The organism is Micromonospora sp. NPDC004551, assembly GCF_040609975.1.
In the GTDB taxonomy this organism is placed as follows: domain Bacteria; phylum Actinomycetota; class Actinomycetes; order Mycobacteriales; family Micromonosporaceae; genus Micromonospora.
The window spans coordinates 1-20,092 of the sequence record NZ_JBEXLM010000033.1; the positions used below are offsets into that span (position 1 = coordinate 1).

Here is a 20,092-nt window from a genome sequence, read left to right on the forward strand (position 1 = left end):
GAGAAGGGTCTGAAGCAGGTCGACGGCTGGCAGGACATGCCGCTGACCGAGGCCGCCCAGACCGTGCAGGTCTCGGCCTACCCGGACGCCTACGCGCAGTGGGAGCAGCAGGCCGCCGACATCGTCGCCCACAACTGGAACAGCTGACCCCAAAAACGAACCACTGGCCGGCACCCCGAACGACGGGGTGCCGGCCAGCGGCGTATCCGGAGCTCAAAGGACAGCGCCCCCAGCCCCCAAGCGCAACCCAAGGTCAGGAGGAGCCGGAGCGACGATGCCCGGCGACGACGTCGACCAGCGCCGCCACCAGGGCCACCGTGATGATCCCGACGGCCAGCAGCAGCGAGTGCCGGTAGGCGACGGTGAAGTCGCCCCGGCTGTCGGCCAGCGTGGAGAAGAACAGCGCGCCGACCCCGGCGATGCCGGCCGCCGAGCCGATCCGCTGTCCGGTCTGGAGCATGCCCGCCCCGCTGCCGGCCTGCGGCACGGGCACCTCGGAGAGGGTCAGCGTCTGATTCGGCGCGATGACCAGGCCGCTGCCGAGCCCGGCCAGCAGGAACGGCACGGCGAGGAGCAGCGGAACCGAGTGCCGCGGTTCGTCCCGCAGCACCCACACGGTGGCGAGCAGGCCGAGGATCACCACGAGCAGGCCGGTGGCGACGAGCGGGCGGCCGTACCGGGTGACGATCCGGCCGCCCACCGCCGATGCGGCCGCCGCGCCGAGGGCGAACGGGGTGATGGCCAGGCCGGCGACGAGCGCGCTGTAGCCGAGCCCGACCTGGAGGTAGAGCGTGAAGATGAAGAAGATCGCGGTGAACCCGGCGAAGTAGACCAGGCCGATCAGCGAGCCCAGCGTGTACGAGCGCAGCCGGAACAGCCGCAGGTCGAACAGGGGTGGCCGGTGCCGGCCGTACCACCGCTCCCACAGTGCGAAGCCGGCCAGGAAGAGCAGACCGGCGGGGATCAGCGCCCACTTGCCGGCGCCGTGCCACTGCTGCCGCTGGACCAGTGGCAGGAGCACCAGGGTCACCCCGACGCCGAGCAGCAGCACCCCGATCGGGTCCAGCCGGTGGCGGTCCGGCTGACCGGCCGGGCGGGCCGGGATGAGCCGCCAGCCGAGCACCACGGCGAGGATGCCGACGGGGATGTTCACGAAGAAGACCCAGCGCCAGCCGTGCTCCTCCCCGCCGAGCTGGATCAGCAGCCCGCCGAGCAGCGGGCCGACCGCGGTGGAGATGCCGATGGTGGCACCGAGCAGGCCGAACGCCCGGCCCCGCTCGGCGCCGCGGAACAACTGCTGGATCATGCCGCTCACCTGGGGGTTGACCACACCGGCGGCGGCGCCCTGCACCAGCCGGGCGGCGACCAGCCACTCCGGCGAGCGGGCCAGCCCGGCCAGCGCGCTGGTCACGGTGAACAGCGCCACCCCGACCACGAACGCGGTACGCCGGCCGCGCGCGTCGCCGAACCGCCCGGCCGGCACCAGCACCAGACCGAACGTCAGGGCGTAGCCGGACAGCACCCACTGCAGGTCGCTGGGCGTGGCGTGGAGCGCCCGGTCGATCGACGGCACGGCGACGTTGACGATGCTGACGTCCAGCAGGGTCATGAACGCCGCGACCAGCCCGACGCTGAGCGCCTTCCATCGACGCCGGTCGTCGGGTCCGCCGGTGTCCGCCGGCGCCGACGACCGGTCCCTGCTCATCGTGCCTCCCGAAGACCGTCGATCATCCATCCCCGATCGCTACCCGGACCCCGGTGGGGCAAACGACCATGTCACGCGGGCTGGCGAGCGCACCACCGCGGTCCGAAGTCCAGCCCGGCCATCGGGGAGTCCTCCCGGTGCAGCAGCCCCCGCTCGGTGAGCAGGTGCAGCGGCTCACTGAGCTCATCCGGGGACATGCCGGCCTCCTGGGCGATCAGGTCCGGGTAGGGGACGTGCCCCCGCACCTCCAGCGCGGTCACCGCCTGGTACACCCGTTCCTCGATCGCAGACAGCTGTACCTGCTGCATCGCTTCCCTCCTCGGCGTGGACCGCCCGACCGGCGGGCGGTCTGCGCCCGGCGGTTACCCGGGCGGCGTCCGATGATGCCCACCCGATCGGGGGGTCGCGGGCGGCGCGCGCGGGGCGGGGCGGTGACGTCGTGGCCTAGGCTGCACCCGTGATCATCTGGGACCTCGTCGTCGTCGGTGGCGGCCCCGCCGGACTCTCCGCCGCGCACGCGGCGGCCCGGGCCGGCGTCCGCACCCTGGTGGTCGAGCGGGCCACCCATCCCCGGTACAAGACCTGCGGCGGCGGGCTGATCGGCACGTCGCTCACCGAGATCACCGACCGGATCGAGGTGCCCGCGCACGACCGGGTCGACCGGATCACCTTCACCCGGGACGGGCGACGCGGCTTCACCCGCCGGGACTCCGCGCCGCTGGTGGCCATGGTCCGCCGGGAGGAGTTCGACGACCGGCTGCGCGCCGCCGCGGTGGCCGCCGGGGCCGAGGTCCGCGAGGGCGTCGCGGTCCGCGCCGTCGAGCAGGACCCCGACGAGGTACGCCTGCGGCTGGCCGACGGCGACACCGTGCGCGCCCGCGCGGTGATCGGCGCCGACGGCTCCTCCGGGGTGACAGCCCGGCACGTCGGGGTGACCTGGCGACAGGTCGACCTCGGGCTGGAGCTGGAGCTGCCGGTCCCACCCGCCGAGCAGGACCGCTGGCGCGGGCGGGTGCTCATCGACTGGGGCCCGGTGCCCGGCTCGTACGCCTGGGTCTTCCCGAAGGGCGACCGGCTCACCGTCGGCGTCATCGCCGGCCGGGGCGAGGGGGAGCGGACCCGTGCCTACCTGCGTGACTTCGTGGCCCGGCTGGGCCTGTCCGGGGTCACCGCGGAGCACGACTCGGGCCACCTGACCCGGTGCCGGGCGGAGGACTCGCCGCTGCGCCGGGGCCGGGTGCTGGTGGCCGGTGACGCGGCGGGCCTGCTGGAGCCGTGGAGCCGGGAGGGCATCAGCTACGCCCTCCGGTCCGGCCGGATGTCCGGCGAGGCGGTGGCCGAGGGCTCGCTCGACCTCTACGAGCAGGAGGTCCACCTCCGGCTGGTGCCGGAGATGCGCGCCGGGCACCGGCTGCTGGAGGTCTTCACCCGGCGGCCCGACGTGTTCCACGCGCTGCTGGCCACCCCGCCCGGCTGGCGGATGTTCGTGCGGTTCTGCCAGGGACGGGGAAGCTTCAACGGGGTCCTGTCGCACCGTTCGGTGCGGGCCGGCCTGGCCCTGCTGGACCGGCTGCCGCCGTGGCGGCCGGGAGCCGGCGAACGGTCCGGTGCGCGCCCGCGGTAGTCAGGGCACGATGACGGCCCGGCCGTGGATCTCCCCACGGCGCAGCCGCTCGTACGCCTCCGGAGCGTCGGCCAGCGGGAAGGTCTGCACGTCGGCGTGCACCTGACCCGACCGGGCCAGGGCGATCACCTCCTGGAGCTCCGCCCGGGTGCCCCAGAACGGCACCTCGACCGCCGTCTCGAGCGGCAGGGTCGGCGGCTCGTCGGCCACCGGCCGGACCGGCAGGGTGCCGCCCGCCAGGCCGACCAGCAGCACCTGACCGCCGGTGGCCACCACCTGCCGGGCGGTGGTGACGGTGGGGTCGGCGCCGACGAAGTCGAGCACCACGTCCGCGCCGTCCGGCGGCTGACCCACCAGCGCCCGGATCCGGTCCACGCCGTCCGGCCCGGCCTGCACCACCTCATGTGCGCCCATCCGGGTGGCCAGGTCCAGGGCCGCGACGCTCGTGTCGACGGCGATGACCCGCACCGCGGTGGTGGCGACCAGGATCTGCACCGCCATGTGGCCCAGCCCGCCGATGCCGATCACCACGCAGGAGGTGCCCGGGCGCAGCCGGCTCCGCGCCAGCTCGACGGCGTGATACGGGGTCAGCCCGGCGTCGGTGAGCGGGGCCGCCTGCGTCAGCTCCATGTCCCCGACAGGCAGCAGCCGGGACGCGGGCACCACCACGTGTTCGGCCAGACCGCCGTCGCGGCTGAGCCCGATGCCGCCGACCGGAACCGTGCGGCACTGGTTCTCCGCGCCCCGCAGGCAGGCCCGGCAGCGGCCGCAACCGATGATCCCGTAGACCGCCGCCCGGTCGCCGGCGGACCAGCTCGTGACTCCCGGGCCGACCTGGTCGACGGTGCCGGCGATCTCGTGGCCGAGGGTCATCGGGACCGGGAAGGCCCCGGCCGGAGCATCCAGGATGTGCAGGTCGGAGTGGCAGGCGCCGACCGCGCCGACGCGCAGCAGCACCTCACCGGGCCCGGCGGTAGGGGTGGGCACCTCCACCTGCTCCAGCACCCCGGGGGCGGTCATCCGTACCGCGCGCATGGTCGTCCTCCACCTCGTCGCCCGACGGGTCGTCGCCGCGGCTTACCCCCGCCGCATCGGTTGATGCGGCGGGTGGCCGGGTGGGCGCAGAATGCGGTCATGAGCGAGCCGCGCGAGTCGTTCACCGACGAGGAGTACGCGTTCCTGCGGCACGTCCGCTTCGGCGAGCTGCCGGCGGCGGTGCGTCCCGAGGACCGGGTGGAGTCGACCGAGACCGAGCCGCGCCGGGACCGGCCCGACCCGGCCGGCGGAGACCACGAGTGGTACCTGCGAAACGCCGGCGGCTGACCGGCCCGGGGACGACGACGGGCCCCGGGTGCGGCACCCGGGGCCCGTCGCAGGTGGCACGGATCAGAAGACCGGCACGCCCTCGCGGACCAGCTTCCAGTTCGGCACGAAGAAGTCGGCCGGACGGATCACGCCCTTGGCCTGCGCCCAGTCGATGAGCAGCTGGCGGATCTCCTGCTGCTGGTTGTAGACCTGGGTCTTCACGATGCCCGGGAAGTTGCCGCCACCGCTGCGCCGGTAGTTGTTGACCGCAACGACGAACTGGGCGTCGGCGGGGACCGGGGTGTCGGTGCCCGGCAGGACCAGGCGGGTGATCCGCTGCCCGATCGGCTTGGCGATGTCGATGTCGTAGTCGAGACCGGAGATCACGTCGTAGTTGTAGTCCGGCACGTTCGGGTCGTTGATGTTGTCCAGGTCGATCGTGGTCCCGGCCGCCCAGGTCTTGAAGTACTTCGCCGAGTACTCCAGGTACGCCTTCACCTCGGCGCCGGTCATCACGACCGCCTCCAGGGTGTTGTCGAAGACGTACAGCCCGGCGACGTCGCGGATCCGCACGTCACCGGCCGGGAAGACGGCCGTCCGGCTGAACGGGGATGCCTGCGACAGCACCGGAAGGCTCGCGTACGCGGTGCCGGCCAGGGCCTGGGTGACGACCTCGGCCTGGACGTGGTTGATGAAGTCCAGGATCGGGGTGTCCTTGTACCGCGACTCGACGGTGGACAGCTCCACCTCCGACTGCGCCACGACCGTGTTGACGTACCCGACGGTCTTGGCGTGCTGGCCGCGGACGGCCGCGAGCACCGCCGGGTCCTCGACCACGGTGTTGGTGTTCAGCGTGGTGGCGGACTTGGTGACCACCTGCCACCGGCCCTTGACCTTGGTGACGGTGAAGTCCATCCGGGTCAGCCGCTGGCCCCACTTCGACGGCTCCGAGGTGAGCACCTGCGCGCCGGTGGCCTTGTTGGTGACGAACTTCTCCGGCACCTCGTTGTGGGCGTGGCCGAAGAGGATGGCGTCGATGCCCGGCACCTGCTCGGCGATGAGCGCGACGGGGTTCTCGTTCGGCAGCTCCGGGCCGTAGCTGGAGGTGCCGCTGTCGCCGCCGTGGGCGGAGATGATGACCAGGTCGGCGCCCCGCTCGCGCATCACCGGCACCCACTTGGCGGCGGTGGCGACCATGTCGGCGAAGACGAGCTTGCCCTCGACGTTGGCCCGGTCCCAGATGGCCACGCCCGGGTTGGTGAGGCCGAGGATGCCGACCTTCAGGGTGGGGGAGTCGTACCCGCCGAGCGCGACCTCCTTGATCACGTACGGCAGGAAGGCCGGCTTGCCGGTCTTCTCGTTGATCGCGTTCGCGGCCAGGGCCGGGAAGCCGAGCTGGCCGATCCAGGTGGCGAGCAGCGGCAGGCCGTAGTTGAACTCGTGGTTGCCCAGCGTGACGGCGTCGTACTTGAGCACGTTCATGGCGTTGGCCATCGGGTGCGTCTCACCGGTGCTGGTGATCGGCTCCTGCTTGGCGTAGTAGGTGGCCAGCGGGGTGCCCTGGATGGTGTCACCGGCGTCCAGCACGAGGGTCGCCTTGCCCTTGCGCTCCGCGCGGATCTGGTTGACCAGGGTGGCCAGCTTCGCGACGCCGACGTCGTTGTGCTTGCTGTCGTCGAACTCGGCGTCGCGGTAGTAGTCCCAGTTGTAGACGTTGCCGTGGGTGTCCGACGTGCCGAGGACGGTGAGGTCCCAGGTCTTCGGCGGCTTCGGCTTGGCCTCGGCGGGAGCGCCGGCGATCAGGGGGGCGGTCGCGGCGGCGGCCGCGACGGCCAGCACCTGGCGGCGCGAGGCGCCGGAGGAGGAGGTCATGAGGTGCCCTTCCATGGGGGTGGACGCGCGCCTCGTGGGCGCCGTTGCGCACCATAACGACCGGTAGTCACAGACGCCACATCGCCCCGAGGTATCTCACACCACCAGCGCCGCGGCCTCTCGCCGCGTAACACCACCGGCGTCGTTTCCGCTGCCGAAGCCCGGGTAGGGCGGAAGGCAACGACGGCACGAGGGAGACCCGGTGAGCGAGGACCAGTACACCCGGCAGGACCCCACCCGCCAGTACGGCCAGCGGCAGGGCCAGCCCGGCCAGCAGCAGTCCGCGCCCGGCACCGAACGGGAGATGGGCCCGAAGCCGGACCACGGCGAGGAGTCGTACCGGGGCAGCGACCGGCTCTCCGGCAAGCGGGCGGTGATCACCGGCGGTGACTCCGGGATCGGCCGGGCGGTCGCCGTCGCGTACGCCCGGGAGGGCGCCGACGTGCTGATCTCCTACCTGGGCGACGAGGAGGAGGCGGACGCCCGGGAGACCGTGAGCCTGGTCGAGCAGGCCGGGCGCAAGGGGGTCGCCGTGCGGTGCGACGTGCGGGAGGAGGCGAACTGCCGGGAGCTGATCGAGCGGGCGCTGACCGACCTCGGCGGCATCGACATCCTGGTCAACAACGCGGCCTTCCAGATGTCGCAGGACAAGGGCATCCTCGACATCACCACGGACCAGTTCGACCGGGTGTTCAAGACCAACGTGTACGCCATGTTCTGGCTCTGCAAGCTGGCGGTGCCGCACCTGGCGGAGGGCTCGGCCATCATCAACACCTCGTCGATCCAGGCGTTCAATCCCGCGCCGCAGCTGCTCGACTACGCCACGACCAAGGCCGCCATCGCCAATTTCACCAAGGCCCTCGCGCTGAACCTGGCGGACCAGGGCATCCGGGTCAACGCGGTGGCGCCCGGCCCGGTCTGGACCCCGCTGATCCCGGCCACCATGCCCGAGGAGAAGGTGAAGCAGTTCGGCACCGACACCCCGCTGGGCCGCCCGGCCCAGCCCGCCGAGCTGGCCCCCGCGTACGTGTTCTTCGCGTCCCAGGAGTCGAGCTACGTGACCGGGGAGATCCTCGGCGTCACCGGAGGGAAGCTCACCAGGTGAGCGGGCGTCCCGGCTCGGGCGGGTCACCCGGCTGCGCCCGTGGTCACCGCGGCCAGGCGGCCATCCGGCGGCGCACCTCGGCCACCTGGCCCGGGTCGAGGCCGTAGCGGGCGAACCGGCGGTCCGGTACCCGGTCCAGGTAGCGCCCCGCCGCCCGGACGTCGTCGGCGTCCAGCGCCGGGTCGACCTGCCGGGCCAGCTCCAGCAGCTCCGCCACCGCGTACCGGTCCAGCGCGGCCGAGACGTCGATGTAGTCGCGCACCTCGCGGCGGTTGACCAGCGCGGCGGTCTTGTTGGCGATGAGGTCCCGGACGTCCATGACCGGGCCCAGGTCCATCACCACCGGGCTGCGGTACCGGTCGAGCCGGGCCAGGCTGAGCCGGATCTGCCGGCCGTCCCGGCTCACCACGAAGTCGCGCAGGTCCCGGTCGTAGCCGTCGAAGAGCTCACCCAGCTCGCCGTCCGGGTCGGCGTCGGCCACCTGGTAGCCGGCCCGTTCCAGCGCGGCCCGCACCCCGGCCGACGCCGCGGCGGCCGCGCCCTCGACGTCGGCGAAGAGGTCCACGTCCTCGGTCGGGCGCGTGACCAGGCCGTGCGCGGCCCAGGCCACCCCGCCGCCCAGCACGAACCGGTGCGGCCCGGCGGCCGCGAGGGCCACCCGGGCCACCTCCCGGTAGAAGTCGTGCAGGTGAGTCACGCGGTGCGCAGGCCCCGGTGCCGGCTCTCCCACGCCAGGCGTACGCCCCGGGGCAGGTTCAACAGCGGCCACACCCGGCGCAGGGTCCCCCCGTCGATCAGCTCGCGCAGATCCTCCACGCGGCTGGTCTCGCGCAGCACGTTCTCGTACATCCAGAGCAGGTCGTCGGGGTCGGCCAGGTCGAACGCGCGCTCGCTGCTCCACATCAGACGTACCGGCAGCTCGACGATGCCCCGGGTGGGGCCGGCGAGCTCGCCGAGGGTGCGCGCCACCACGGCGGGTCGCCCGGGCCGGGCGAGGTACGCGGTGCTGGTGGCCGACATGGTGTCAGGGTAACCCCTGTCCGGCGTTTTCCCATCGCCCCGACCTTTCCGACGCCGTACGCCGTCTGGGGCGACTGTCCGGTTCTGTGGTGACCGGCGGCACCCGGGTGGCGGAATGGCGGGCGGGTGGGGGTCGTTGAATCCGTGTGCACGGCCGAGGAGGGCGGACCCGCCGACGCGGGTGGCCCGGGCCCGGAATGATGGCGGGCCCCCGGTCGTTGTACATGGTCCGGCGCGGTGAAGTGGCCCCCCGCCCGCGCGCCGATGATCCCCCGGAATGACTTTTGAGCGCCTGACGGTGCTTGCGCACACCCGGCACGTTGCCGACCCCCCGGTCGGTGTGGGTGGGCGCCGACCCCCGAATGGAGCTACCCCCATGAACACGATGCTGCGCAAGAGCGTTCTCGGTATCGCTGGTCTGGCTGTCGCCGGCGGTCTGGCCGCCGGTCCGCTGAACCACCACGAGGTGGCGCCGGCGGGGCTGTCGGAGGCGGCGGTGGTGCAGGCGGACAAGCCGGACGCGGGCAAGCTGATCCCGCACGGTGTGCAGGGCGCCCAGTCGCGCATCGATCTGAGCGACGAGCAGGTCGGTAACGCGAAGGCGATCATCGCGGCGACGAAGAAGGCCGGTCTGCCGGAGCGGGCCGCGGTCATCTCGATCGCCACGAGCCTGCAGGAGTCGAAGCTGGAGAACCTGGGCCACCTCGGTGACGCCAACGACCACGACTCGCTGGGCCTGTTCCAGCAGCGCCCGTCGAGCGGTTGGGGTTCGCCGGAGCAGATCACCGACCCCGAGTACTCCACGCTCGCGTTCCTCAAGGGCCTGAAGCAGGTCGACGGCTGGCAGGACATGCCGCTGACCGAGGCCGCCCAGACCGTGCAGGTCTCGGCCTACCCGGACGCCTACGCCCAGTGGGAGCAGCAGGCCGCCGACATCGTCGGCCAGTACTGGAACAGCTGACCCGAGAACGAACCGCCGGCCGGCACCGAACACGGGTGCCGGCCGGTGGCGCGTCCGTACGGCGAACACCCGGTGACCGCGGTCACCGAGACAGCGCGGAAGAACAGCGGAGCCAGTACCGTTGTGCAGAGCGTCGGTGTGTCCAGTGTCCCCGGGCCTCACCTAAATTGCCTTCGCGGAATACCGTCCGGCTGGAGCCGCGTCGCGCCACTCGCCGAGAGGCGACCTGCACACCGACGCCCAGCGGCGCCCCGGCCTCACGGTCGGGGCGCCGCTGTTTTGTGCCTCGGGTCGCGAGCACTCCGCGGCTGGCCTAATGTTCAAAAGGTCAGCTACCCGCGCCAGCCGGGGAGGAGGTGTGCCGGGATGGGCGTGAAGACCTTCATCCAGGGGTGGCCGGTCTACCGGCAGCTCACCGGCACCGACCCGCTCGGCCGGGGCGCCGCGGCGCAGTCGGCCCGCTCGGCGGCGCTGACCGCGCGCACCGAGACCGCCGACAGCGTGGCCCGGTCGGTCTGCCCCTACTGCGCGGTGGGCTGCGGGCAGCGGGTCTACGTCTCCGGCGGGCAGGTCACCCAGATCGAGGGCGACCCGGACAGCCCCATCTCCCGCGGCCGGCTCTGCCCGAAGGGCTCCGCCAGCAAGAGCCTGGTGACCAGCCCGCTGCGGCAGACCACGGTGCGCTACCGCCGGCCGTACGGCACGGAGTGGGAGGACCTGGATCTCGACGTCGCGCTCGACATGATCGCCGACCGCGTCCTCGCCGCCCGCGACGAGACCTGGGAGGACGTCGACGACCAGGGTCGCCCGCTCAACCGGACGCTGGGCATCTCCAGCCTGGGCGGGGCGACGCTGGACAACGAGGAGAACTACCTCATCAAGAAGCTGTTCACGGCGATGGGGGCGCTCCAGATCGAGAACCAGGCCCGCATTTGACACTCCGCCACCGTCCCCGGTCTGGGGACCAGCTTCGGTCGCGGCGGCGCGACGGACTTCCAGCAGGACCTGGTCAACGCTGACGTCATCGTCATCCAGGGCTCCAACATGGCCGAGGCCCACCCGGTGGGCTTCCAGTGGGTGATGGAGGCCAAGAAGCGCGGCGCCAAGGTCTTCCACGTGGATCCCCGGTTCACCCGGACCAGCGCGCTCGCCGACACGTACCTGCCGATCCGGGCGGGCACCGACATCGCGCTGCTCGGCGGCGTGGTGCGGTACATCCTGGAGAACGAGCTGGACTTCCGGGAGTACGTGCTGGCCTACACCAACGCCGCCACGATCGTCAGTGACGACTTCCGCGACACCGAGGATCTCGACGGCCTCTTCTCCGGCTTCAATCCGGAGACCCGCGCGTACGACCAGAAGAGCTGGCAGTACGCGGGGCAGGAGCGCCGCGGCGGGGCCGCGGACACCGGCATGGAGCGGGAGACCGCGGCCGCGCTGCGGCACGAGTCGCACGGCATGCCGGTGCTCGGCCTGACCACGCGGGACGAGACCCTGCAGCATCCCCGCTGCGTCTACCAGATCCTCAAGCGGCACTTCGCCCGCTACACCCCGGAGATGGTCGAACGGGTCTGCGGGATCCCGCAGGAGAAGTTCCTGGAGCTGGCCCGGGCCTGGACGGAGAACTCCGGCCGGGACCGCACCGGCGCGCTGGTCTACTCGGTGGGCTGGACCCAGCACACCGTCGGCGTGCAGTACATCCGTACGGGGGCCATCATCCAGCTGCTGCTCGGGAACATGGGCCGCCCGGGCGGTGGCGTCCTGGCACTGCGCGGGCACGCCAGCATCCAGGGCTCCACCGACATCCCGACGCTGTTCAACCTGCTGCCGGGCTACCTGCCGATGCCGCACCACGCCCAGCACCCGACCTTCCGCGACTGGGTGGACGCCATCCGCCACCCGGGCCAGAAGGGCTTCTGGGGCAACGCCGACGCCTTCGCGGCCAGCCTGCTCAAGGCGTACTGGGGGGACGCGGCGACGCCGGAGAACGACTTCTGCTACGGCTACCTGCCCCGGATGACCGGCGACCACGGCACGTACCAGCAGGTGCTGAACATGATCGACGGGAAGGTGAAGGGCTACTTCCTGCTCGGCCAGAACCCGGCGGTCGGCTCGGCGCACGGCAAGGCCCAGCGCCTCGGCATGGCCAACCTGGACTGGCTGGTCGTCCGCGACCTGTTCATGATCGAGAGCGCCACCTTCTGGCGGAACAGCCCCGAGGTGGAGACCGGCGAGATCGTGCCGGAGGACTGCCGCACCGAGGTGTTCTTCCTGCCCGCCGCCTCCCACGTGGAGAAGGAGGGCACCTTCACCCAGACCCAGCGCCTGCTCCAGTGGCGGGAGAAGGCCGTCGACGCACCGGACGACTGCCGCTCGGAGCTGTGGTTCTTCTACCACCTCGGCCGGGTGCTGCGGGAGAAGCTGGCCGGCTCCACCAAGCCCCGCGACCGGGCGCTGCTCGACCTGAGCTGGGACTACCCGACGCTCGGCCCGCACGCCGAGCCGAGCGCCGAGGCGGTGCTCAAGGAGATCAACGGCTACGAGGTGGCCACCGGCCGCCCGCTGGGCGGCTTCCCGGAGGCCAAGGCCGACGGCTCCACCGCCGTCGGCTGCTGGATCTACTCCGGCGTCTACGCCGACGGCGTCAACCAGGCCGCCCGCCGCAAGTCCCGGCACGAGCAGGACTGGGTGGCCGCCGAGTGGGGCTGGGCCTGGCCGGCGAACCGGCGCATCCTCTACAACCGCGCCTCCGCCGACCCGGAGGGCCGGCCGTGGAGCGAGCGCAAGAAGTACGTCTGGTGGGACCCGGACAAGGGCGAGTGGACCGGCTACGACGTGCCGGACTTCGAGAAGACGAAGGCGCCGACGTACCGGCCCCCCGAGGGCGCGGTCGGCACCGAGGGGCTCGCCGGCGACGACGCCTTCATCATGCAGGGCGACGGGAAGGGCTGGCTGTTCGCGCCGGCCGGCGTCATCGACGGGCCGCTGCCGACGCACTACGAGCCCGCCGAGTCGCCACTGCGCAACCCGATGTACGGCCAGCAGGCGAACCCGATCCGCAAGGTGTACCAGGACCCGGTGAACCGGATGAACCCGAGCCCGCCGGAGCGGCACAGCGAGATGTTCCCGTACGTCTTCACGGTCAGCCGGCTCACCGAGCACCACACCGCCGGCGGCATGAGCCGCTTCGTCCGGCCGCTGTCGGAGTTGCAGCCGGAGATGTTCGTGGAGGTCTCGCCGGAGCTGGCCGCCGAGGTCGGGCTGGCGCACCTGGGGTGGGCGCACCTGGTGACCGGCCGGGCGGCCATCGAGGCCAAGGTGCTGGTCACCGACCGGCTCACTCCGCTGCGGGTGGAGGGCCGGATTATCCACCAGGTGTGGCTGCCGTACCACTTCGGCCGCGAGGGCATGGTGACCGGCGACTCGGTCAACGACCTCTTCGGGATCACGCTGGATCCCAACGTGCTGATCCAGGAGAGCAAGGTGGGCACCTGCGACGTCCGTCCCGGCCGTCGGCCCACCGGTCCGGCCCTGCTGGACCTGGTGGCCGACTACCAGCGGCGCGCCGGGCTGACGCCGGAGCACCGCATCCCGATCATCACCACGGAGGCCGGCGCGGACGGGAGCCACGAATGACCCTGTTGGAGGGCAACAGCCTCTACGGCCCGCTCGACCCCGCGCCGGACGCCGGCTGGACCGACGGCCGGCCCCGGATGGGCTTCTTCACCGACACCAGCGTCTGCATCGGCTGCAAGGCGTGCGAGGTGGCCTGCAAGGAGTGGAACGACGTTCCCGCCTCCGGCTTCGACCTGCTCGGCATGTCGTACGACAACACCGGCGCGTTGACGGCCAACTCGTGGCGGCACGTCGCCTTCATCGAGCAGCCCCGGCCGGCCGGGCACCGCACCCCGCCGTTCGCGGGCGAGCCGGTCGGCGAGGCGGTCAGCCCGGCCAGCGCGGCGGTCGCCGCCGGCACGACGGAGGACACCGGTACGGCCCCCGGCCTGCCGCCCGGTCAGCCGGAGGCCGCCGCGCGGATGGCCGCCGGGCCGGAGTTCCTCGGCATGCCCGGCGCCCAGCCGCCCGGCCGGTCCACCGGCGCCGACACCCGCACCGACTTCCGCTGGCTGATGATGTCGGACGTCTGCAAGCACTGCACCCACGCCGCCTGCCTGGACGTCTGCCCGACCGGTTCGCTCTTCCGCACCGAGTTCGGCACGGTCGTGGTGCAGGAGGACATCTGCAACGGCTGCGGCTACTGCATCTCGGCCTGCCCGTACGGGGTGATCGACCAGCGCAAGGGTGACGGCCGGGCCTGGAAGTGCACCCTCTGCTACGACCGGCTCGGTGCCGGGCAGACGCCCGCCTGCGCGCAGGCGTGCCCGACCGAGTCGATCCAGTTCGGCCCCCTCGACGAGCTGCGGGAACGCGCCGCCCAGCGGGTCGCCACCCTGCACGAGCGCGGCGTGCCGGAGGCCCGCCTCTACGGCCACGACCCGACCGACGGCGTCGGCGGCGACGGCGCGTTCTTCCTGCTGCTCGACGAGCCCGAGGTCTACGGCCTGCCGCCGGACCCGGTGGTCACCACCCGGGACCTGCCGAAGATGTGGAAACGGGCCGGGCTGGCCGCCCTGGCCATGGCGGCGGCGGCCGTAGCCGCGTTCGTCGGAGGTTCATCGTGAGTCCGGACCGCCCCGCCGTCGGCGACCTGTTCCGCCGCTTCCGCGAGCGGCTCGCCGTCGAGGGCCCCACCCGTCCCGGCGCGCCCGGTGGTCACGGCCCGAAGGCGGGTGCCGTCCCGAACGGGAGCCGGGCGACCGGCACCGGGGCCGGTGTGGCGCGCACCGACGCGGGGGCTGCCGAGGCCGGGCTGGCGCCCCGTAACGCCCCACCGGCGGAACGGCGCCGGGGCCGCCGCAAGGGCGGGGGCGGCGGCGGGGAGCAGCTCACTGTGCCGCCGGCCGAGTTCACCTCCTACTACGGCCGGCCGATCCTCAAGGCGCCGGTGTGGCGGTGGGACATCGCCGCGTACCTGTTCACCGGAGGGCTCGCCGCCGGGTCGTCCCTGCTGGCCGCCGGCGGGCAGCTCACCGGGCGGCCGGCGCTGCGCCGCGCCGGCCGGGTCACCTCGCTCGCGGCGGTCACGACCAGCGCGTACTTCCTCGTCAACGACCTGGGCAAGCCGAGCCGGTTCCACCACATGCTGCGGGTGGCGAAGCTGACCTCGCCGATGTCCGTGGGCACCTGGATCCTCACCACCTTCGGGCCGGCCGCCGGGGTGGCCGCGGTCGCCGAGGCGGCGCCCCGGCTGCCCGAGCGCGGGGTGCTCGGGCTCGGTCGCAGGCTGCTGCCGCCAGCCGGCAACGCGGCCGGGCTGGTCGCCGCGGTCACCGCGCCGGCTCTGGCCACGTACACCGGGGTGCTGCTGGCCGACACGGCGGTGCCGTCCTGGCACGAGGCGTACCCGGAACTGCCGTTCATCTTCGCGGGCAGCGCCCTGGCCAGCGCGGCGGGCGTCGGGCTGCTGGGCGCGCCCACCGCCCAGGCCGGCCCGGCGCGGCGCTTCGCCGTCGCCGGCGGGGCCCTGGAACTGTGGGGCTCGCACCGGGTGGAGAACCGGCTGGGCCTGCTCAGCGAGCCCTACGCGACCGGCACCGCCGGGAAGCTGCTGCGCGCCGGCCGTGCGCTCACCGCCGCCGGTGTGCTGGGTGCCCTGGCCGGGCGGCGCAGCCGGCTGCTGTCGGCCCTGTCCGGCGGCGCGCTGCTCGCCGCGTCCGTGTGCACCCGGTTCGGCATCTTCCACGGCGGGGTCGCCTCGGCGCGGGATCCGAAGTACACCGTGGTGCCGCAGCGGGAACGCGCGGCACGGCGGGAGAGCCAGGAACCACACGTCAGCGGGCCGGGCGCCGGCCCGAACGGGGGATAGGCAGGACAGGCGCCGGGCCCATGAGCCGATACGGGGGTACCGCTCATGGCCACAACAGCCGCTCGTTCGCGGGGGAATGCACCACCGACCCGGGGCCGCTGGGGCCTCGTGGTCGCGGCCGTCCTCGTCCAGCTCGCGCTGGGCGCCGTCTACGCCTGGAGTGTGTTCAACAAGCCGCTCCAGGAGGAGTTCGGGTGGAGCAAGGCCGAGGTGGTGCTGCCGTTCGAGGTGGCGATCGGCACCATCTTCATCGGCAGCCTGGTGGGCGGGCGCATCCAGGACCGGCGCGGGCCACGGCCGGTGGCCCTGGGCGGCGGCATCCTCTACGCCGTGGGGACGATGCTCGCGTCGCTGGTGTCGTCGAGCGACCAGCTGTGGCTGCTGCTGCTCACGTACGGCGTGCTGGGCGGCATCGGGCTCGGCGCCGCGTACATCACGCCGATCGCCATGCTCAGCAAGTGGTTCCCGGACAAGCGCGGGCTGATCACCGGCATCGCCGTCGCGGGCTTCGGTTTCGGCGCGGTGATCACCGCGCCGGTGGCGAAGGGGCTGCTGGCCGGCACCGACCACAAGACCAGCGTCTTCCTGCCGCTGGGCATCGCCTACCTGGTGGCGGTGCTGCTCGGTGCGTCGTTCTTCCGGGATCCGCCGGCCGGTTACCAGGTGCCGGGCTTCACGCCGGCGGTCGGCGGCCGGGCCGTCGCCGGCACCCGGGTCTACACCTTCGGCGAGGCCCTGCGCACGAGGCAGTGGTACCTGCTCACGCTGATCCTCACGCTCAACGTGACCTGCGGCATCGCGCTGATCTCCCAGGCCGCGGACGCCGCGCAGACGGTCGCCGGGGTCGGCACCGCGACCGCCGCCGGCCTGGTCGGCGTCCTCGGCCTGTTCAACGGTGGCGGCCGGGTGGCCTGGGCGTGGCTGTCCGACCGGATCGGCCGGATGCCGGCGTTCATCGGCATGCTCGCCCTCCAGGGCGTCTGCTTCCTGATCCTGCCGCACGCCTCGGCGTTCTGGCTCTTCGCCGTCCTCGCCGCCCTGGTCTACCTCGCCTACGGCGGCGGCTTCGGCACCATGCCGGCGACGGCCGCCGACTACTTCGGCACGCCGAACGCCGGCGCCATCTACGGGGGAATGATCGTGGCGTGGAGCATCGGCGGTGTGGTGGGTCCGCTGCTCACGGCGCTGCTCTACGACGCCAGCGGCAAGAGCTACACCCTGCCCTTCACGGTGATCGGCATCCTCGCCTTCGTCGCGCTGGTGCTCCCGCCGATCACCCGCCTGCCCACCGCTGCCGGCGAACCACGGCCCCACTTCCAGACGCCCGGGCCCTGATCCGGTCCTCCCGGGGCGGCCCGAGATCAGGTGTGGTTAAGTGCTGGTGGAGGCGTTCAGGCGGCTGGTGCCCCTCCCGGTCTTCAAAACCGGTGTGGTCCGGGACCCGGGCCAGGCGGGTTCGATTCCCGTCCGTCTCCGCCAAGCTGCTCCCCGGGAGACCCGATGCGTGACCTCGACCCGCGGCGGCGGGTCCCGCGGACCGACGCGCTGCTCGCCGATCCGGCGCTGACCGCCGCGGCCGGCACGCTGGGCCGCGACCGGGTCAAGGCCGCGATCGCGCGGGCCCAGGGCCGCGCCCGCGCGGGCGAGATCACCCCCGAGCAGGTACGCGACGCGGCGCTGGCCGACCTGCCCGCGCCGGCGCCCCGGGCCGTGCTCAACGCCACCGGCGTCGTGCTGCACACCAACCTCGGCCGGGCCCCGCTGTCGGCCGCCGCCGTCGACGCGCTGGTGGCCGCCGCCGGGCACACCGACGTGGAACTCGACCTGCGCACCGGCCGGCGGGCCCGGCGCGGCCGGGAGGCGCTGGACGCGCTCGCCGCCGCCGTGCCCGACGCGCCGGCCGTGCACGTGGTCAACAACGGCGCGGCCGCGCTGGTGCTGGCCGCCACGGCGCTCGCCGCGGACCGGGAGATCGTGGTGAGCCGCGGCGAACTCGTCGAGATCGGCGACGGGTTCCGCCTGCCCGACCTGCTGGAGAGCACCGGGGCGCGGCTGCGCGAGGTGGGCACGACCAACCGCACGGGCCTCGCCGACTACGCCGCCGCCGTCGGCCCGCGCACCGGCTTCGTGCTGAAGGTGCACCCGTCGAACTTCCGGGTCACCGGCTTCACCTCGGCCGTGCCGGTCGGCGAGCTGGCCACCCTCGGCGCGCCGGTGGTCGCCGACATCGGCTCCGGGCTGCTCGCGCCCGACCCGCTGCTGCCCGACGAGCCGGACGCCGCGAGCACACTGCGCGCCGGCGCGCACCTCGTCACCGCCAGCGGCGACAAGCTGCTCGGCGGGCCGCAGGCCGGCCTGCTGCTCGGCGCGGCCGACCTGGTCGAGCGACTGCGCCGGCACCCCCTCGCCCGGGCGCTGCGGGTCGACAAGCTCACCCTGGCCGCGCTCGCCGCCACCCTGCACGCGCCGACCACCCCCACCCGGGAGGCCCTGCACGCCGAGCCGGGCGCGCTGCGCGCCCGCACCGAGCGGCTGCGCGACCGGCTCGGGGAGGACGGCTGCAAGGCCGAGGTGGTGCCCACCGCCGCCGTGGTCGGCGGCGGCGGCGCCCCGGGGGTCGAACTGGACTCGTGGGCGCTGAGCCTGCCCGAGCGGTACGCCGAGCCGCTGCGCACCGGCGCGCCGCCGATCCTCGGCCGGGTGCTGCACGGCCGGCTTCTGCTCGACCTTCGTTGCGTGCCCGCCGCCGCGGACCCGGACCTGCGGGCGGCGATCCTGCGGGTCGGTGCCTGACCATGTGGGTGGTGGCCACCGCCGGGCACGTCGACCACGGCAAGTCCACGCTGGTCCGGGCGCTGACCGGGATGGAACCCGACCGGTGGGCGGAGGAACGCCGCCGGGGCATGACCATCGACCTCGGCTTCGCCTGGACCACCCTGCCCTCCGGGGGCACCATCGCGTTCGTCGACGTGCCCGGGCACGAGCGGTTCGTGCCGAACATGCTGGCCGGCGTCGGGCCGGTCCCGGCCGCGCTGATCGTCGTCGGCGCCGACGAGGGCTGGATGCCGCAGTCCGCGGAGCACCTGGCCGCGCTGGACGCGCTCGGGGTGTCGTACGGGCTGCTGGCGGTGACCCGCGCGGACCTGGCCGACCCGGGGCCGGCGCTGGCCCGGGCGCGCAAGGAGATCGCCGCGACCTCCCTCGGCGCGGTGGAGGCGGTGCCGGTCAGCGCGGTCACCGGCGCCGGCCTGCCCGAGCTGCGGGCCGCGCTGGACCGGCTGGCCGCCCGGTTGCCCGACCCGGCCGGCGACGCCCCGGTCCGCCTCTGGGTGGACCGTTCGTTCACCGTCCGGGGCAGCGGCACGGTGGTCACCGGCACCCTCGGCGGTGGCCGGCTGCGCGTCGGCGACACGCTCGAACTGGCCGCCACCGGGGAACCGGTGCGGGTCCGCGGGCTGCACGCGCTGAACACCGCCCACGCGGAGGTCGATGCGGTGGCCCGGGTGGCGGTGAACCTGCGCGGGCTGCCCCGCGACCGGGTGGCCCGCGGCGACGCCCTGCTCAGCCCCGGCCGGTTCCGCGGCACCGACCTGCTCGACGTCCGGCTCGCCGGTGATCCGGCCGCCGACCTGCCGGCCACCCTCACCTTGCACGTCGGCTCGGCCGCGGTGCCCGCCCGCGTCCGCCCGCTGGGCCCGGACACCGTCCGGCTGCGGCTGGCCCGTCCGCTGCCGCTGCTGATCGGCGACCGCGCGCTGCTGCGCGACCCCGGCCGGCGCCACGTCAGCGGCGGGGTGACGGTGCTGGACGTCGACCCGCCGCCGCTGCGCCGGCGGGGCGCGGCCGCCGCCCGGGCCGCGGTGCTGGCGGGGCTGGACGGCCGGCCCGACCTGGCCGGGGAGCTGCGCCGGCGGCGTCTCGTCCGGGCCGGTGAGCTGACCCGGATGGGTGTGCCGCTCACCGCCGCCCCGGTCGCCGGGGACTGGCTGGCCGACCCCGACCACTGGCGGGAGCTGGGCCGCCGGCTCACCGAGGAGGTCGCCCGGTACGCCCGCGAGGAACCCCTGGCGGCCGGCGTACCGGTCGACGTGCTGCGGCACCGCCTCGACCTGCCCGACCGGGCGCTGGTGGAGGCGCTGCTGCGCCCGCCGCTGCGGCTGCGCGCGGGCCGGGTCACCGCGGCCCCGGGCGACACGCTGCCGGAACCGGTGGCCCGGGCGGTTGCCCGGGTCCGCGCCGAGTACGGCGACCGCCCGTTCCAGGCCCCCGAGGCGCACCGCCTCGCCGACCTCGGTCTCGGCCCCCGCGAGATCGGGGCGGCCGTGCGGGCCGGCGCCCTGCTGAGGCTCGCCGACAACGTGGTGCTGCTGCCCGGCGCCCTGGACGACGCGGTGCGGGTGCTCGCCGGCCTGCCGCAGCCGTTCACGCTCAGCGCCGCCCGGCAGGCCCTGGACACCACCCGCCGCGTGGCGGTGCCGCTGCTGGAACTGCTCGACCGGCGGGGCGCCACCCGCCGGCTGCCCGACGACGCCCGCGAGGTGGTCCACCCGCCCGGCTGAGCGTTGCGCCGGGGT

General features: G+C 73.8%; 16 protein-coding genes and 1 tRNA gene. 11 read left to right on the forward strand and 6 right to left on the reverse strand.

Translation table 11 applies throughout. The features are described from left to right. Window positions 1–253: 253 nt before the first annotated feature. Together ABZW14_RS28610 and ABZW14_RS28615 are read right to left on the reverse strand one after the other, a co-directional pair. Window positions 254–1,735, reverse strand: a complete 1,482-nt coding sequence (locus ABZW14_RS28610; RefSeq protein ID WP_355352311.1) for an MFS transporter — start codon at window positions 1,733–1,735, stop codon at window positions 254–256. 41 nt (window positions 1,736–1,776) lie between these two features. Further along, window positions 1,777–2,013, reverse strand: a complete 237-nt coding sequence (locus tag ABZW14_RS28615; RefSeq protein ID WP_355352314.1) for a hypothetical protein — start codon at window positions 2,011–2,013, stop codon at window positions 1,777–1,779. Window positions 2,014–2,162: 149 nt separating this feature from the next. Between ABZW14_RS28615 and ABZW14_RS28620 the strand changes: the two genes are divergently transcribed. Then, complete coding sequence (locus ABZW14_RS28620) at window positions 2,163–3,329, forward strand: geranylgeranyl reductase family protein (RefSeq protein WP_355352317.1); 1,167 nt, start codon at window positions 2,163–2,165, stop codon at window positions 3,327–3,329. Here ABZW14_RS28620 and ABZW14_RS28625 read toward each other — a convergent pair whose 3' ends face one another. Then, on the reverse strand, window positions 3,330–4,364 hold the full coding sequence (locus ABZW14_RS28625) for an NAD(P)-dependent alcohol dehydrogenase (RefSeq protein WP_355352320.1): 1,035 nt from the start codon (window positions 4,362–4,364) through the stop codon (window positions 3,330–3,332). 99 nt (window positions 4,365–4,463) lie between these two features. Here ABZW14_RS28625 and ABZW14_RS28630 point away from each other — a divergent pair, with 99 nt between their 5' ends. Further along, complete coding sequence (locus tag ABZW14_RS28630; RefSeq protein ID WP_355352323.1) at window positions 4,464–4,652, forward strand: hypothetical protein; 189 nt, start codon at window positions 4,464–4,466, stop codon at window positions 4,650–4,652. 63 nt (window positions 4,653–4,715) lie between these two features. On the opposite strand, the gene ABZW14_RS28635 is transcribed toward ABZW14_RS28630, so the two are convergent. Beyond that, window positions 4,716–6,506 carry a 5'-nucleotidase C-terminal domain-containing protein gene (locus ABZW14_RS28635; RefSeq protein ID WP_355352326.1) on the reverse strand — a complete coding sequence of 597 codons (1,791 nt, stop codon included), beginning with the start codon at window positions 6,504–6,506 and terminating at the stop codon, window positions 4,716–4,718. A 202-nt stretch (window positions 6,507–6,708) separates the two neighbouring features. Here ABZW14_RS28635 and ABZW14_RS28640 point away from each other — a divergent pair, with 202 nt between their 5' ends. Continuing rightward, window positions 6,709–7,611: an SDR family oxidoreductase gene (locus ABZW14_RS28640; protein WP_355352329.1), complete on the forward strand. Its 903-nt coding sequence runs from the start codon at window positions 6,709–6,711 to the stop codon at window positions 7,609–7,611. A 43-nt stretch (window positions 7,612–7,654) separates the two neighbouring features. On the opposite strand, the gene ABZW14_RS28645 is transcribed toward ABZW14_RS28640, so the two are convergent. Further along, window positions 7,655–8,308: a nucleotidyl transferase AbiEii/AbiGii toxin family protein gene (locus ABZW14_RS28645; protein ID WP_355352332.1), complete on the reverse strand. Its 654-nt coding sequence runs from the start codon at window positions 8,306–8,308 to the stop codon at window positions 7,655–7,657. Continuing rightward, window positions 8,305–8,631 (reverse strand): hypothetical protein, encoded by a 327-nt coding sequence (locus tag ABZW14_RS28650; RefSeq protein ID WP_107078942.1) that lies wholly within the window; start codon window positions 8,629–8,631, stop codon window positions 8,305–8,307. The genes ABZW14_RS28645 and ABZW14_RS28650 overlap by 4 nt, the downstream gene beginning before the upstream one ends. A 376-nt stretch (window positions 8,632–9,007) precedes the next feature. Here ABZW14_RS28650 and ABZW14_RS28655 point away from each other — a divergent pair, with 376 nt between their 5' ends. From ABZW14_RS28655 to selB, 8 genes are all read left to right on the forward strand, one after another. Beyond that, window positions 9,008–9,592, forward strand: coding sequence for a hypothetical protein (locus ABZW14_RS28655; RefSeq protein ID WP_355352336.1), 585 nt, complete (start codon window positions 9,008–9,010; stop codon window positions 9,590–9,592). A 366-nt stretch (window positions 9,593–9,958) separates the two neighbouring features. Next, the gene (gene fdh / locus ABZW14_RS28660; RefSeq protein ID WP_355352339.1) at window positions 9,959–13,228 is read left to right on the forward strand and encodes a formate dehydrogenase; all 3,270 of its coding nucleotides are present in this window, start codon (window positions 9,959–9,961) and stop codon (window positions 13,226–13,228) included. Between the two features lie 2 nt (window positions 13,229–13,230). Next, entirely contained in the window at window positions 13,231–14,274 is a 1,044-nt protein-coding gene (locus ABZW14_RS28665; RefSeq protein ID WP_355352509.1) for a 4Fe-4S dicluster domain-containing protein, read from the forward strand. Next, entirely contained in the window at window positions 14,271–15,518 is a 1,248-nt protein-coding gene (gene nrfD / locus ABZW14_RS28670) for an NrfD/PsrC family molybdoenzyme membrane anchor subunit (RefSeq protein ID WP_355352342.1), read from the forward strand. The genes ABZW14_RS28665 and nrfD overlap by 4 nt, the downstream gene beginning before the upstream one ends. A 45-nt stretch (window positions 15,519–15,563) precedes the next feature. Further along, complete coding sequence (locus ABZW14_RS28675; RefSeq protein ID WP_355352345.1) at window positions 15,564–16,853, forward strand: OFA family MFS transporter; 1,290 nt, start codon at window positions 15,564–15,566, stop codon at window positions 16,851–16,853. Window positions 16,854–16,901: 48 nt separating this feature from the next. Further along, a tRNA-Sec gene (locus ABZW14_RS28680) sits at window positions 16,902–16,997 on the forward strand. A 21-nt stretch (window positions 16,998–17,018) separates the two neighbouring features. Further along, entirely contained in the window at window positions 17,019–18,311 is a 1,293-nt protein-coding gene (selA, locus tag ABZW14_RS28685; protein WP_355352348.1) for an L-seryl-tRNA(Sec) selenium transferase, read from the forward strand. A gap of 2 nt (window positions 18,312–18,313) precedes the next feature. Next, complete coding sequence (gene selB, locus ABZW14_RS28690) at window positions 18,314–20,077, forward strand: selenocysteine-specific translation elongation factor (protein WP_355352351.1); 1,764 nt, start codon at window positions 18,314–18,316, stop codon at window positions 20,075–20,077. Window positions 20,078–20,092: the final 15 nt, after the last annotated feature.